The following is a 12,613-nucleotide window of genomic DNA, read 5'->3' as shown; positions in this document are numbered from 1 at the left end:
ACCGAACGATGCCGACCCGGCCTACGCGCCCGCTCCGAGCCGCTCGTACTGCCGCTCCAGCCCGTCGAGCAGCGCCGTCAGCCCGGTCTCGAAGGCCCGTTCGTCGATCTTCTCCTGCTGTTCGGCCAGGAGGTGGGCCTGGCCGAGGTGGGGGTAGTCGGCCGGGTCGTACGCGGTCCGGTCGTCGACGAAGCCGCCGGCGAACGAGCCGAGCGCGGACCCCATGACGAAGTAGCGCATCAGCGCGCCGATGGAGGTGGCCTGCGCGGGCGGCCAGCCCGCCTCGACCATGGCGCCGTACACGGCGTCGGCCAGGCGCAGCGCGGCCGGGCGGCGGCCGGGGCCGCGGGCCAGGACGGGCACGATGTTCGGGTGGTCGCGCAGGGCCCTGCGGTAGGAGACCGCCCAGTCGTGCAGCGCGGTCCGCCAGTCCCGGCCGTCCTCGAACATCGACAGGTCGACCTGTCCGCTGACGGAGTCCGCCACCGCCTCCAGGATCTGGTCCTTGGTGCGGAAGTGGTTGTAGAGGGACGGGCCGCTGACCCCGAGTTCGGCGGCGAGCCGGCGTGTCGAGACGGCCGCGAGGCCCTCCGTGTCCACCAGCGCCCGGGCCGTGTCGACGATGCGGTCGGTGCTGAGCAGGGGCTTGCGCGGTCGGGCCATGGCGCACATAGTAGGGCTGCGCAGTGAAACTAGCAGTGCTAATTTAAATGTGCGGGATTCAAAGACTTCCCTTGGGGTGACATGCCGTGAACCTGGAGCTCAGCGAGGAGCAGGCCGCCGTGCGGCGACTGGCCGAGGACTTCGTGCACCGCGAGATCGCCCCGCACGTCGTGACCTGGGACCGGGCCGAGGAAGTCGACCGGTCGATCGTCAAGAAGCTGGGCGAGGTCGGCTTCCTCGGGCTCACCATCGACGAGGAGTACGGCGGGTCGGGCGGCGACCACCTCGCGTACTGCCTGGTGACCGAGGAACTGGGCCGTGGAGACTCGTCCGTGCGCGGCATCGTGTCCGTCTCGCTCGGCCTGGTCGCCAAGACGATCGCCCACTGGGGGAGCGAGGAGCAGAAGCGGCGGTGGCTTCCGGGGCTCACCTCCGGCGAGTACGTCGGCTGCTTCGGGCTCACCGAGCCGGGCACCGGGTCCGACGCGGGCAACCTCACCACGAAGGCGGTCCGGGACGGCGACGGTTACGTGATCAACGGCGCCAAGATGTTCATCACGAACGGCACCTGGGCCGATGTTGTGCTCCTCTTCGCCCGCTCCACCGACGCCCCCGGACACAAGGGTGTCTCCGCCTTCCTGGTGCCGGCCGACACGCCCGGTCTGACCCGCCGCGCCATCCACGGCAAGCTCGGCCTGCGCGGCCAGGCCACCGCCGAGCTGGTCCTCGAGGACGTCCGGGTGCCCGCCTCCGCGATGCTGGGGCCCGAGGGCAAGGGGTTCTCCGTCGCGATGTCCGCGCTCGCCAAGGGGCGCATGTCGGTCGCGGCCGGCTGTGTCGGCATCGCCAGAGCGGCCCTGGACGCGGCCGTCCGGTACGCCGGCGAGCGCGAGCAGTTCGGCGCGCCCATCGCCCACCACCAGCTCGTCCAGGAGCTCATCAGCGACATCGCCGTCGACGTGGACGCGGCGCGGCTGCTGACCTGGCGGGTGGCCGACCTGATCGACCGCGGTCTGCCCTTCGCCGTCGAGTCATCCAAGGCCAAGCTCTTCGCGTCCGAGGCGGCCGTCCGCGCCGCGAACAACGCCCTCCAGGTGTTCGGCGGCTACGGGTACATCGACGAGTACCCCGCGGGCAAACTCCTGCGCGACGCCCGGGTGATGACCCTCTACGAGGGCACGAGCCAGATCCAGAAACTGCTGATCGGGCGCGCGCTGACGGGGGTTTCGGCGTTCTGAGGCCGCCCGGTCGGGCCGCGGCGCACGCCGGCGGCCGCCGCGCGCCGCAGCCGGACGGGGCGGCGTCCGCACCGGCGGGGCATCCCGTGGCTGAGTACCCGCCTGAGTATCGCGACGGATGCGGCCGGGGCCCCGCCCGCCGACCCTGGTCCGCATGAATGAGACTCCGGTCAGACAGCAGAGCACGGCCGCCTTCTACGGCCAGGCCGTCGCGTCGTTCGCCGTAGCCCTGGCGGCCACCGCCGTCGGGATCTTCCGACTGCACGCCGACGCCTGGGTGCGGGGCTTCCTCGGGATCGCCGTCCTCTACCTCGTGACCTCGGCCTTCACCCTGGCCAAGGTGATCCGGGACCGGCAGGAGGCCGGTCAGCTCGTCAGCCGGGTCGACCAGGCACGGCTGGAGAAGCTCCTCGCCGAACACGACCCGTTCGAGAAGGTCTGACGCGTTTCGGGCGCCGGCAGGCGGGCTCTCTAAGCGCTCGCTCACCTTGGGCGGTATGGTGTTCGTCCTGCCGGTGGAAGGGGCGAGCGATGAGTACGGCGGAGGAGACGGCCGACGACGGGATGCAGCCGTGGGCGGAGGTCACCCCTGACGCGGCGCGGCGGTTGCTCGTGGCCGCCGTCGAAGCCTTCGCCGAGCGTGGCTACCACGCCACGACGACCCGCGACATCGCGGGCCGCGCGGGCATGAGCCCGGCCGCGCTCTACATCCACTACAAGACCAAGGAAGAACTGCTCCACCGCATCAGCCGGATCGGGCACGAGAAGGCCCTGGAGGTGCTGCGCACCGCGGCGAAGGGCGAGGGGAGCGCCGCCGAGCGGCTCGCCGAGGCCGTGGCGTCCTTCGTCCGCTGGCATGCGGCGCAGCACACCATCGCGCGGGTCGTCCAGTACGAACTGGACGCGCTCGGCCCCGAGTCGCGCGCCGAGATCATCGCCCTGCGCCGCCAGGTCGACGCCGAGGCGCGCGGGATCATCGAGGACGGCGTGGCGGCGGGCGAGTTCGACGTGCCCGACGTGCGCGGCACCACCCTCGCCGTGCTCTCGCTCTGCATCGACGTGGCGCGCTGGTTCCGGGTCGACGGCCCGCGCACCCCCGACGAGGTCGGCGCGCTCTACGCCGACCTCGTGCTGCGCATGGTGGGGGCGCGGCGGCAGCCGTCGTCCGCGGCGGTTCAGACGTAGTACCGCGACACCGACTCGGCCACGCACACCGGCTTGTCGCCGCCCTCGCGCTCCACGGTGAAGGCGACGGTCACCTGCACCCCGCCCGGCACATCGTCGACGCCCGTGATCGTCGCGGTGGCCCGCAGCCGGGAGCCGACCGGGACCGGGGCGGGGAAACGGACCTTGTTCGTCCCGTAGTTGACGCCCATTTTCACGCCCTCGACATGGATCAGCTGCGGCCCGAACAGCGGGAGCAGCGACAACGTGAGATAGCCGTGCGCGATGGTGGTGCCGAAGGGGCCCGCGGCCGCCCTCTCCGGGTCCACATGGATCCACTGGTGGTCGCCCGTGGCATCGGCGAACAGGTCGATCCGCTTCTGGTCGATCTCCACCCAGTCGCTGTACCCCAGTTGCTCGCCCACCGCCGCCTTCAGCTCGTCGGCGGACGTGAAGGTCCTCGGCTCTGCCATGTCCCGGCCTCTCGCGTCACGAAGTCACCATCTCTAAGCAACTGCTTAGCATGGTCGGGTGCGGGGCGCATGTCAACGGACCGGGAGGGTGACGTGGTCGGTAGGCTCTGAGGGGTGCCCCAGATCACCGAGAAGATCCATGAGCTGACCGTCGGCCAGTTGTCCGCCCGCAGCGGCGCCGCCGTCTCCGCCCTGCACTTCTACGAGTCGAAGGGCCTGATCAGCAGTCGCCGCACAGCGGGCAACCAGCGCCGCTACCAGCGCGACGCGCTGCGCCGGGTCGCCTTCGTACGTGCCGCGCAGCGCGTCGGCATCCCGCTGGCCATCATCCGCGAGGCGCTCGCCGAGCTCCCCGAGGAACGGACGCCGACCCGGGAGGACTGGGCCCGGCTCTCGGCGGCCTGGCGCTCCGAACTCGACGAGCGGATCAACCAGCTCAGACTGCTCCGCGACCACCTCACGGACTGCATCGGCTGCGGCTGCCTGTCCCTGGAGACCTGCGTCCTGTCCAACCCGGACGACGCCTTCGGCGAACGCGGATCGGGCTCGCGGCTGCTGGTGGGTGCCGGCCCCGCGCGGCGGCGGCGCGGGCCCGACCCGTGCGAGGCGGCCGGGGACCGCCGCTGAGCGGTCCCCGGCCCCCGGTCACTCGTACTCGGTCCCGCCCTTGCGGGTGAGATACGCGGGGCTGACCGCCTTGGCGATCGCCCTGCCGCCGGTCACCGGGCTGCGGCGCTCGGTGACCGGGCGGATCACCACACCCTCGCGCAGATGCAGCCCGCGACCGGAGACCGTCTCGCGCCCCGAGGCGAACTCCAGCACGCGTGCGATGTCGTACGGTCCCTCGTACAGCCGCGGCACCAGCGGCAGTTCGCCCTCCAGCAGAGCCTGCGCGTCCAGCCAGCGCAGCGCCCCGTCGATCTCCGCGGCCACGTCGAAGACCGCGAACCCGAGCGTGTCGCGGCGGCCGTCGGCCCCGTACGTCAGGTCCTGGACCCCCGCCCCGTACACCTCGCCGAAGATCCCCACCCGGCGCGCGCCGAGCCGCTCGGCGAGCCGCGCCGCGGCCTCGGGGACGCCGTGGCCGCGCACCGCCCGCCAGTACAGGTTGCGCGGATCCTCCACGAGCGCCAGGGACCTGGCGCCGAACCCCTTCGAGGACACGAGCACCCGGTCCCCGTCCGCGACATACGTGAGCAGGCACGCCGAGCCGTGCAGCTTCTCGGTCAGGACCACCGGCTCACCGGGAGCGAAGACGTCCGGATAGCGCTGGACGTTCTCGATGTCGACCCAGGGCAGCAGGTCGGGCGCGGACTCGACCTCGCCGTTCATGGTGGGCGGAACCGGCGGCACCCACTTCGTGATGCCCAGTGCCTCCGCGAAGTCGGTGCCCTCGGCGGCGGCCCGCGCGAGGTCGACTCGCGCCAGCGCCCTGGGGCGGCACACGATGCCCTGGGACAGCTCGCCGCGCAGCCGGACCGCCTTGACCCGGTCGGACCCGCTGCCCGCGAGCCGTCCGGTCAGCCCCAGCTCCTCGATCAGCTCCGGCGGCAGCACGGACTGCTCGGGGATGTAGACGGCGGTGTCACCGGTGCGGTACTGGCCCTTCGCGACGACGGCCCGGTACAGGCCCACCTGGGCCAGTTCGAGCGCGTCGGCGTTGGGATGCTCATGGACGGTCAGCACTTCGGCGGTGACGCGCAGCGTCGACATCGGGACTCCTCGGGTTGCTCAGCCGTGTTTCATCGCCCCCAACTGTCCGTGTGCGAAAGGCGTGGAGCGAGCGGATTTGCGGCTGGTAGCGTGCCCTTCCTCCTCGCCCTACGCCGGCCGCCGGGCCCGGCGGTACTGGGCCAGGCCCTCCCTCACCAACTGGGCGTTCGACTCCGCTCGTTCGCCGTCCGGCAGGAGCAGTGTGTCCTCCAGGCCGATGCGGGCCGCCAGACCGAGGCGCCCGGCGAGACGCAGCAGCGGCCAGGCGCCGGCCCCCTCGCCGTGCAGCAGCACCGGGGGAGGGGGCAGGACGCCGCCGAGGTCGGACAGCAGGGCGCGCGCCGTCTCCTCCGCGCTGTCGGGATCCGGATCGGTCACCTCCGCGAGCACCCGCAGCACCCGCGGGCGGAGCGGCGACGCCGTGAACCGTGCCGCCCCGTCGGTGCCGGACCAGATGCCGGCCTCCACCCCGACTCCGCGGGCGATCAGCGCCGCCGCGACCGACTCCGCGCCCGGTTCGTGCCAGTTGACCGACGCGTGGTCCGGCAGCACCGTCCATGCGCGGATGCGCTCCACCCGCGCGGCCGGGTCGGGCTCGGCCCAGGCCCCGGTGGTGACACCGACGGGGACGGCCACGCGCGCCCGTATCTCCCCGAGGGCGGCCGCGACCGCCCTCGCCGACAACGTGTCCCGGCCGCACGGCGTCTTGGGATGGACATGGACGTCCGACGCCCCGGCCGCCACGGCGGCCGCCGCCGACTCGGCCATCGCGCCCGGCGACATCGGCACGGCCGTGCCGTCCGCCGCTGCCCGCGTACCGTTCACACACACCTGCACCATGGCGTCCAGGGTGCCGGACGCCACCGGCAACGGGGGGTGCGGCATCCCCCGGCGCACCCCCGCGCCCTCAGGCCGACACCAGCAGCCGAGCGCGCCTGGCCTCCGCCAGGGCCCCGGGCGTCAGCACGGGCCGCGGCACCACGATGCCGCAGCCGGTGCAGACCGGGCCGGACGACGGTTCATGGGCCAGGTCGTGCTTCCAGACCAGGCGCTCACCGGCGCACACCGGGCAGACCGAGCCCGGCTCGCGCTCCAGTGCGGCGATGAGCCGGCGCAGCACCTCGGCCAGTGGCCCGTGAGGGTGGACGCGAGGATCGTCGCACCAGGCGACCCCGAATCCGCCCCAGGTCAGCCGGTGCCAGTCGTCCACACTGCCCGGCCTGCGCAGTCCGTCGTGCTTCTCCCTCCTGCGGCGTTCGGTGAACTCCGCCTCGTAGGCGAGCCAGACGGAACGGGCCTCCTCCAGCTCGTCCAGTGCGGCCACGAGCCGCGCCGGATCGGGGGAGCGGTCCTCGGGACCGAACCCGGCCCGGGAACACAGATGGTCCCAGGTCGCCCGATGCCCGTAAGGGGCGAACTTCTCAAGGCACTTGCGCAGTGAGTAGCGCCGTAGTGCCAGATCGCACCCGGGATCTCGCACCTGTCTCGCCAGACTCCGGAAACCGGCCATCGCCCTGCACCTCCGTCACACCTGCACCTGTACTGCGGTCACTTCGGCGTCGTCGTACGGACGTCGCCGAATAGACGTATCGACAAGCGATCCGGCTCCATCCGATTTTCGATGATCTTCATCCTCCGCCTGCCGAACCATTGAAAAAGTGACGCATGTTCAACTTCAATCGCGGGGATACCAAGCGGTAACGTCCGCCCGCCCCCACTCCGTTCGGGAGGAGCCGCCATGTCATGGCGCACCCCACGCAACGCTCTGGACAGACTGAGAACTCCCCGCAGATTTCCGAAGTTCCTCAAGGCCGCCGCGATATGCATCCTCGTAGGCGGTCTTCTGTCGCCGCTCACCCAGGCGGCGGCCGCCACGACGGCCACCAACGACTACTGCGGCGGCCAGTGCTCCGACATCCTCCCGCCCGGTGAGAACGGCAACGCCACCCTCGCCGACATCCTGCTCCACCAGGTGTTCGGCACCCAGCCCAAGCACGCCGAGGACCAGCTCGGCCCCTACGCCAACCTGGCCACGGGCCACTCCTCGCTCACCGACGCGAAGATCAACGACTTCTTCAACGACGCGTCCTTCGGGGTCCCGTCCGACCAGGTCGCCTCCACCGAGAAGCCCGCCGGGCGTGACGACGTGACGATCGTCCGCGACAAGAAGACGGGCGTCCCGCACATCACCGGCACCACCCGGTACGGCACCGAGTTCGGCGCCGGCTATGCCGCGGCCGAGGACCGGCTGTGGCTGATGGACGTCTTCCGGCACGTCGGACGCGGCGAGCTGACGTCGTTCGCGGGCGGTGCGGCCGCCAACCAGGGCCTGGAGCAGGAGTTCTGGCGCAACGCGCCCTACACCGAGGCCGATCTGCAGGCCCAGATCGACCGCGCGGTGGCCGGCGCCGGCGCCCGCGGCCAGCAGGCCCTCGCCGACGTCAACGCCTACCTCGCCGGCGTCAACGCCTACATCGACGCCTCCGACAGCGGCCTCTACTTCCCCGGCGAGTACGACCTGACGGGCCACAAGGACCCCATCACCAACGCCGGCACCATCGAGCACTTCAAGGTCACCGACATGGTGGCGCTCTCCTCCGTCATCGGCGCCCTCTTCGGCTCCGGCGGTGGCGGCGAGGTCAACAACGCGCTGTCCCTGCTCGCCGCCCAGTCCAAGTACGGCGTGGCGGAAGGCACCAGGGTCTGGGAGTCCTTCCGCGAGCGCAACGACCCCGAGGCCGTGCTCACCGTCCACAACGGTGAGAGCTTCCCGTACGCGTCGAAGCCCGCGAGCGCGCAGGGCGGGGCGCTGCCCGACGCAGGCTCGGTCACCCGGGAACAGCTCGTATACGACCGCACCGGCAGCGCGGCGACCGCCAGTGCCGCAAGCACCTCCGCGAAGGCCGCCGCCACCGCGCTGACCTCCGCCAAGCGCGGCATGTCCAACGCCCTCCTGGTGAGCGGCAAGCACACCGCCAGCGGCCACCCGATCGCCGTCTTCGGCCCGCAGACCGGCTACTTCGCGCCACAGCTGCTCATGCTCCAGGAGATCCAGGGCCCGGGCATCAGCGCCCGCGGCGCCTCCTTCGCGGGCCTGAGCATGTACGTCGAACTGGGCCGCGGCCAGGACTACTCGTGGAGCGCCACGAGCTCCGGCCAGGACATCATCGACACCTACGCGGTCGAGCTGTGCCAGGACGACTACCACTACCTGTACCACGGCACCTGCACCGCCATGGACAAGGTCGAGCGGACGAACTCCTGGAAGAAGACCCTCGCCGACTCCACCCCGGACGGCTCCTACACCATGCGGGTGTGGCGCACGAAGTACGGGCCCGTGGAGTACCGCGCCACGGTCGGCGGCAAGAAGGTCGCCTACACCACCCTGCGCTCGTCCTACCTGCACGAGACCGACTCGATCATCGGCTTCCAGATGCTGAACGACCCGGACTACGTCAAGGGCCCGCAGGACTTCCAGAGCGCGGTGCAGCACATCAACTACACGTTCAACTGGTTCTACGCCGACTCGCAGCACACCGCGTACTACAACAGCGGTGACAACCCGGTGCGCGCGAGCGGCGTCGACGCCGAGTTCCCGGTGTGGGCGCAGGCGGCGTACGAATGGAGGAACTGGGACCCGGCGGCGAACACGGCGGACTACACGCCGCCGTCCGCACACCCCAACTCCATCGACCAGGACTACTACGTCTCCTGGAACAACAAGATCGCCAAGGACTACACGGCCGGATCCTGGGGCGAAGGCTCCGTGCACCGCGGGGACCTGCTGGAGGACCGGGTGCAGAAGCTGGTCGCGGCCGGCGGGGTGACCAGGGCCTCGCTGACGAAGGCGATGGCGGACGCCGCCCTCGCCGATCTGCGTGCCGAGGACGTCCTGCCGAAGCTGCTGAAGGTGATCAACAGTTCCCCGGTGACCGACTCCACGGCGGCGGCTGCGGTGGACAAGCTGTCCGCCTGGCTGTCGGCGGGCGCGAAGCGCACGGAGACCTCGGCGGGTTCGAAGACGTACGCCGACGCCGACGCGATCCGCGTCCTGGACGCCTGGTGGCCGCTGCTGGTCAAGGCCGAGTTCGAGCCCGGTCTCGGTACCGACCTGTACACGGCGCTGACCGCCAACCTGCCGGTCGACGAGTCCCCGTCGGCCGGGCACGGCCCGACCGGCGGGCACGCCGGAAGCGCCTTCCAGTACGGCTGGTGGAGCTATGTCGACAAGGACATGCGGGCGGTACTGGGTGAGACGGTGCAGGGTCCGCTGGCGCGGACGTACTGCGGCGGCGGCAGCCTGGCCTCCTGCCGGGACATGCTGATCACCACGCTGAAGGACGCCGCCGGCAAGACCGCCTCCCAGGTCTACCCCGGCGACGACCAGTGCTCGGCCGGCGACCAGTGGTGCGCCGACGCGATCGTCCAGCGCCCGCTCGGCGGCATCAAGCACGGCAAGATCAGCTGGCAGAACCGGCCGACCTTCCAGCAGGTCGTGGAGTACGCCTCACACCGGTAGGTCAGTCCCCAGCGGCGGCGGGCCGGCCCACCCGGCCCGCCGCCAGCACCACCTGTGCCAGCTCCCGGTGCACGATGTCGCCGTGCGCGCCGGCCGGGGGCCCGCCGCGGCGCACCACCGCGGACGCGTCGACGTTCACACAGCCCGACGCCGGCAGCGCGCCCCGCAGCACGTCGGCGAGCGCGAGGTCCTCGGTGCCGTCCACCGCCTGCACCCCGTCGTGCCCCATCGCGCCCCACTTCGGCCCCAGGAAGCGGCCGATGTCGAATCCCTCGGCGAGCCCGGTGACGCATCCGGCCACCGACCGGGCGTCCCCGGCCATCCGTGACGCCAGCGGGTAGAACGTGGCCAGCGCCGAGTCGAAGCGCGACCAGCAGCACACCAGGGGACCGTCGATACGGGACTGCCGGCCCGCGAGGGCTCCGCCCGCCCCCGGGTCGTGGGGCAGACGGGACGCGAACGCGTAGTGGGAGAAGGCCCCCTGGAGCAGGGTCACGGACTTCACCGCGCGCACGCCCTCCGGCAGCCCGCGCAGGGCGAACGACACCAGTCGGCCGCCGAAGCTGTGCCCGACCAGGTGCACGCGCACGCCGGGCGCCGCGTGCGCGAGCCGCCCGATCGCGGGCCCCAGGCCGCGCTCCCCGACCGTTCCCGCGCGCCGCTTCATCGCGTAGTACGTGGCCTGCCGCAGCAGTTCGTGCGCCCCGTCCCACAGCCCCCTGGGCGTGAACGCGAACTCCTGCGCCCCGGCCGCCCGCGCGTGTGCCGACTCCACCCGCTCCAGGGCCCGCGCGAAGTCCTCGCACACCCGTACCGTGTCCCCCCGCAGCATCTCCGGGCCGGTCCCGGCCAGCCCCTCCGCCGGTGTGTCCGCGGCGTACGCGCTCAGCGGCTCCCGCGGCCCCTGGAGCGGCCCCACCAGCAGCCCCACCAGCCGCCCGAACTCCCGCAGCGACGGGCCCTCGTCCGGGCGCAGCCGCAGCAGCCGCGCGATCTGCTCTACCACGTCCGCGCGGCCGGGGAAGACCGCCATGAGCGCGGTGCGGCTGCTCTCGTCCAGTTCCGGCCGCGCGGGCGCCGCGACCGCCGCCGCGGCCGCCGACGCCGGGAAGTCCGGGACCGGTTCGTCGGCGAACGCCATCGACGGCCAGATCACGCCCACGTAGCCGAGGCGGGCCCCGGGCGCCAGCGAGGGCACCGGCGCGAAGAAGCGGTCGTAGAGCCGGGTCGCGCCGGAGCGCTCGTTGTTCCAGCCGTGTGCGAAGACCAGCAGGTCCCGCACCCCGCGCCGGGCGACGTCCGCGAGCAGCCGGTCCCGCTCCGGCCCGTCCGCGTCGCCGTCCGCGTCGAAGGTCAGCTCCCAGTAGGGACTCACGCTCATCGCGAGTTCCGCCATGACACAACCCCCTTGCCCCGAGGCCGAGCGCGCCCTGAGCGCATCGTCCTGCCGACGGGGAGGGTTGGCCATACGTCACGGCTCATCCGTATGGACGTCACGGTTCATCCGTACACGAGGTACTCCTCACGCACCCGCCGGAAAGCCGCCAGCTCGTCCTGCCAGGCGGCCACCACCTCGTCGGCCGTCGCGTCCGCGTCGATCATCGTGCGCACCCGTGTGGAGCCCGTGAGCTTGTCGACCCAGTCGTCGGAGCGCCATGCGAAGCCGCTCCAGACCTTCCTGGCGGTCACCAGGAGCGCGATCCCGGTGCGCACGGGGTCGTACACCGCCCGGTCGTGCACATGGATCTGCACGCCCCCCACGGTCTTCCCCTGGAACTTGGAGAAGGCGGGTGCGAAGTACGCCTCCCTGAAGTGCACCCCCAGCAGGCCCAGCCGCTCCGCCTCGGCCGCCCACCGGCCGTCGATCCCCTCCGCGCCGAGCAGTTCGAAGGGGCGGGTGGTGCCACGTCCCTCGGAGAGGTTCGTGCCCTCGAAGAGGCATGTGCCCGAGTAGACGAGCGCGGTGTCGGGCGTCGGCATGTTCGGGCTCGGCGGCACCCAGGGCAGCCCGGAGACGTCGTAGAAGTCCGTGCGCCGCCAGCCCGTCATCAGGACGGTCTCCAGCGGCACCGGCGCGCTCAGGAACTCGCCGTTGAACAGCCGTGCCAGCTCCGCCACCGTCATGCCGTGCGCCTGGGAGACGGGCTGCCGTCCCACGAAGGTCGCGAACTCCTTGTGCAGCACCGGGCCCAGGGCGCACCGGCCGGTCACGGGGTTCGGCCGGTCCAGGACCATGAGCCGCTTTCCCGCGAGCTGTGCCGCCTCCATGCAGTCGTACAGCGTCCAGATGTAGGTGTAGAAGCGGGCGCCCACGTCCTGGATGTCGAAGACGACGGTGTCCACGCCGGACGCCGTGAAGACGTCCGCGAGGGCGCGGCCGCTCTTCAGGTACGTGTCGTAGACGGGCAGTCCGGTCGCCGGGTCGTCGTAGCGCCCCTCGGAACCGCCGGCCTGAGCGGTGCCGCGGAAGCCGTGCTCGGGTCCGAAGACGGCGACCAGGTCCACCCGCGCGTCGGCGTGCATGACGTCGACGATGTGCCGCAGGTCCCGGGTCACCCCGGTGGGGTTGGTGACGACGCCGACCCGCCGGCCCTCCAGCGGCGCGTAGCCGTCCGCCGCCAGGCGTTCGAAGCCGGTGCGCAGCCGTCCGCCGCGGCCCCGGGCGGACGCGGCGGGTGCGGCGGGTGCGGGGAGCGGCACGGCCGCAGCGGTCGCGGCGAGCAGCCCTCGTCTGGACAGCCTCATGCGGTGACCTCCGTGATCGACGCAACTGTCATGGCGCAACTGTCATGGCGTAACTGTCATGGCCATGAACGCTAGTCAGGAACACCGGCCCTGAACAC

The 12,613-nt window shown here is 71.9% G+C and carries 12 protein-coding genes; 5 read left to right on the top strand and 7 right to left on the bottom strand.

Annotation, left to right across the window (positions count from 1 at the left end; genetic code table 11):
- Positions 1-21: 21 nt before the first annotated feature.
- Positions 22-663, bottom strand: coding sequence for a TetR/AcrR family transcriptional regulator (locus ACZ79I_RS07515; protein ID WP_471495328.1), 642 nt, complete (start codon positions 661-663; stop codon positions 22-24).
- An 86-nt stretch (positions 664-749) separates the two neighbouring features.
- On the opposite strand from ACZ79I_RS07515, the gene ACZ79I_RS07510 reads away from it, so the two are divergent.
- The 3 genes from ACZ79I_RS07510 to ACZ79I_RS07500 all read left to right on the top strand — a co-directional run bounded on the left by ACZ79I_RS07510 (position 750) and on the right by ACZ79I_RS07500 (position 3,086).
- Positions 750-1,901 (top strand): acyl-CoA dehydrogenase family protein, encoded by a 1,152-nt coding sequence (locus ACZ79I_RS07510; RefSeq protein WP_471495326.1) that lies wholly within the window; start codon positions 750-752, stop codon positions 1,899-1,901.
- Between the two features lie 154 nt (positions 1,902-2,055).
- Positions 2,056-2,343 carry a YiaA/YiaB family inner membrane protein gene (locus ACZ79I_RS07505; protein ID WP_471495324.1) on the top strand — a complete coding sequence of 96 codons (288 nt, stop codon included), beginning with the start codon at positions 2,056-2,058 and terminating at the stop codon, positions 2,341-2,343.
- 89 nt (positions 2,344-2,432) lie between these two features.
- Entirely contained in the window at positions 2,433-3,086 is a 654-nt protein-coding gene (locus ACZ79I_RS07500; RefSeq protein WP_471495322.1) for a TetR/AcrR family transcriptional regulator, read from the top strand.
- Here the strand turns inward: ACZ79I_RS07500 and ACZ79I_RS07495 are convergent.
- On the bottom strand, positions 3,077-3,538 hold the full coding sequence (locus ACZ79I_RS07495) for a MaoC family dehydratase (protein WP_471495320.1): 462 nt from the start codon (positions 3,536-3,538) through the stop codon (positions 3,077-3,079). The genes ACZ79I_RS07500 and ACZ79I_RS07495 overlap by 10 nt on opposite strands.
- Before the next feature lie 114 nt (positions 3,539-3,652).
- On the opposite strand from ACZ79I_RS07495, the gene soxR reads away from it, so the two are divergent.
- Positions 3,653-4,165, top strand: a complete 513-nt coding sequence (gene soxR / locus ACZ79I_RS07490; protein ID WP_471495318.1) for a redox-sensitive transcriptional activator SoxR — start codon at positions 3,653-3,655, stop codon at positions 4,163-4,165.
- 18 nt (positions 4,166-4,183) lie between these two features.
- On the opposite strand, the gene ACZ79I_RS07485 is transcribed toward soxR, so the two are convergent.
- The 3 genes from ACZ79I_RS07485 to ACZ79I_RS07475 form a co-directional block, all read right to left on the bottom strand.
- On the bottom strand, positions 4,184-5,251 hold the full coding sequence (locus ACZ79I_RS07485) for an RNA ligase (ATP) (protein ID WP_471495316.1): 1,068 nt from the start codon (positions 5,249-5,251) through the stop codon (positions 4,184-4,186).
- 108 nt (positions 5,252-5,359) lie between these two features.
- The gene (locus ACZ79I_RS07480; RefSeq protein WP_471504807.1) at positions 5,360-6,091 is read right to left on the bottom strand and encodes a 3-keto-5-aminohexanoate cleavage protein; all 732 of its coding nucleotides are present in this window, start codon (positions 6,089-6,091) and stop codon (positions 5,360-5,362) included.
- Between the two features lie 67 nt (positions 6,092-6,158).
- On the bottom strand, positions 6,159-6,761 hold the full coding sequence (locus tag ACZ79I_RS07475) for a hypothetical protein (protein ID WP_471495314.1): 603 nt from the start codon (positions 6,759-6,761) through the stop codon (positions 6,159-6,161).
- Positions 6,762-6,989: 228 nt separating this feature from the next.
- On the opposite strand from ACZ79I_RS07475, the gene ACZ79I_RS07470 reads away from it, so the two are divergent.
- Positions 6,990-9,770, top strand: coding sequence for a penicillin acylase family protein (locus ACZ79I_RS07470; RefSeq protein ID WP_471495312.1), 2,781 nt, complete (start codon positions 6,990-6,992; stop codon positions 9,768-9,770).
- Position 9,771: 1 nt separating this feature from the next.
- Here the strand turns inward: ACZ79I_RS07470 and ACZ79I_RS07465 are convergent, their stop codons facing one another.
- Positions 9,772-11,166 (bottom strand): serine-threonine protein kinase, encoded by a 1,395-nt coding sequence (locus ACZ79I_RS07465; RefSeq protein WP_471495310.1) that lies wholly within the window; start codon positions 11,164-11,166, stop codon positions 9,772-9,774.
- 104 nt (positions 11,167-11,270) lie between these two features.
- Positions 11,271-12,515, bottom strand: coding sequence for an exo-beta-N-acetylmuramidase NamZ family protein (locus ACZ79I_RS07460; protein WP_471495308.1), 1,245 nt, complete (start codon positions 12,513-12,515; stop codon positions 11,271-11,273).
- Positions 12,516-12,613: the final 98 nt, after the last annotated feature.

The sequence above is a fragment of the Streptomyces sp. PSU-S4-23 genome (assembly GCF_055632315.1).
Note: the sequence above shows the minus strand (reverse complement) of the source record. Positions and strands in the feature narration are given on the sequence as shown.

Excerpts from the sequence above, each read along its gene's own strand:
- ACZ79I_RS07465 (WP_471495310.1), bottom strand. The coding sequence starts at position 11,166 with ATGGCGGAACTCGCGATGAGCGTGAGTCCCTACTGGGAGCTGACCTTC.
- ACZ79I_RS07505 (WP_471495324.1), top strand. The coding sequence starts at position 2,056 with ATGAATGAGACTCCGGTCAGACAGCAGAGCACGGCCGCCTTCTACGGC.
- ACZ79I_RS07500 (WP_471495322.1), top strand. The coding sequence starts at position 2,433 with ATGAGTACGGCGGAGGAGACGGCCGACGACGGGATGCAGCCGTGGGCG.
- ACZ79I_RS07480 (WP_471504807.1), bottom strand. The coding sequence starts at position 6,091 with ATGGTGCAGGTGTGTGTGAACGGTACGCGGGCAGCGGCGGACGGCACG.
- ACZ79I_RS07495 (WP_471495320.1), bottom strand. The coding sequence starts at position 3,538 with ATGGCAGAGCCGAGGACCTTCACGTCCGCCGACGAGCTGAAGGCGGCG.
- ACZ79I_RS07515 (WP_471495328.1), bottom strand. The coding sequence starts at position 663 with ATGGCCCGACCGCGCAAGCCCCTGCTCAGCACCGACCGCATCGTCGAC.
- ACZ79I_RS07460 (WP_471495308.1), bottom strand. The coding sequence starts at position 12,515 with ATGAGGCTGTCCAGACGAGGGCTGCTCGCCGCGACCGCTGCGGCCGTG.
- ACZ79I_RS07475 (WP_471495314.1), bottom strand. The coding sequence starts at position 6,761 with ATGGCCGGTTTCCGGAGTCTGGCGAGACAGGTGCGAGATCCCGGGTGC.
- ACZ79I_RS07485 (WP_471495316.1), bottom strand. The coding sequence starts at position 5,251 with ATGTCGACGCTGCGCGTCACCGCCGAAGTGCTGACCGTCCATGAGCAT.
- ACZ79I_RS07470 (WP_471495312.1), top strand. The coding sequence starts at position 6,990 with ATGTCATGGCGCACCCCACGCAACGCTCTGGACAGACTGAGAACTCCC.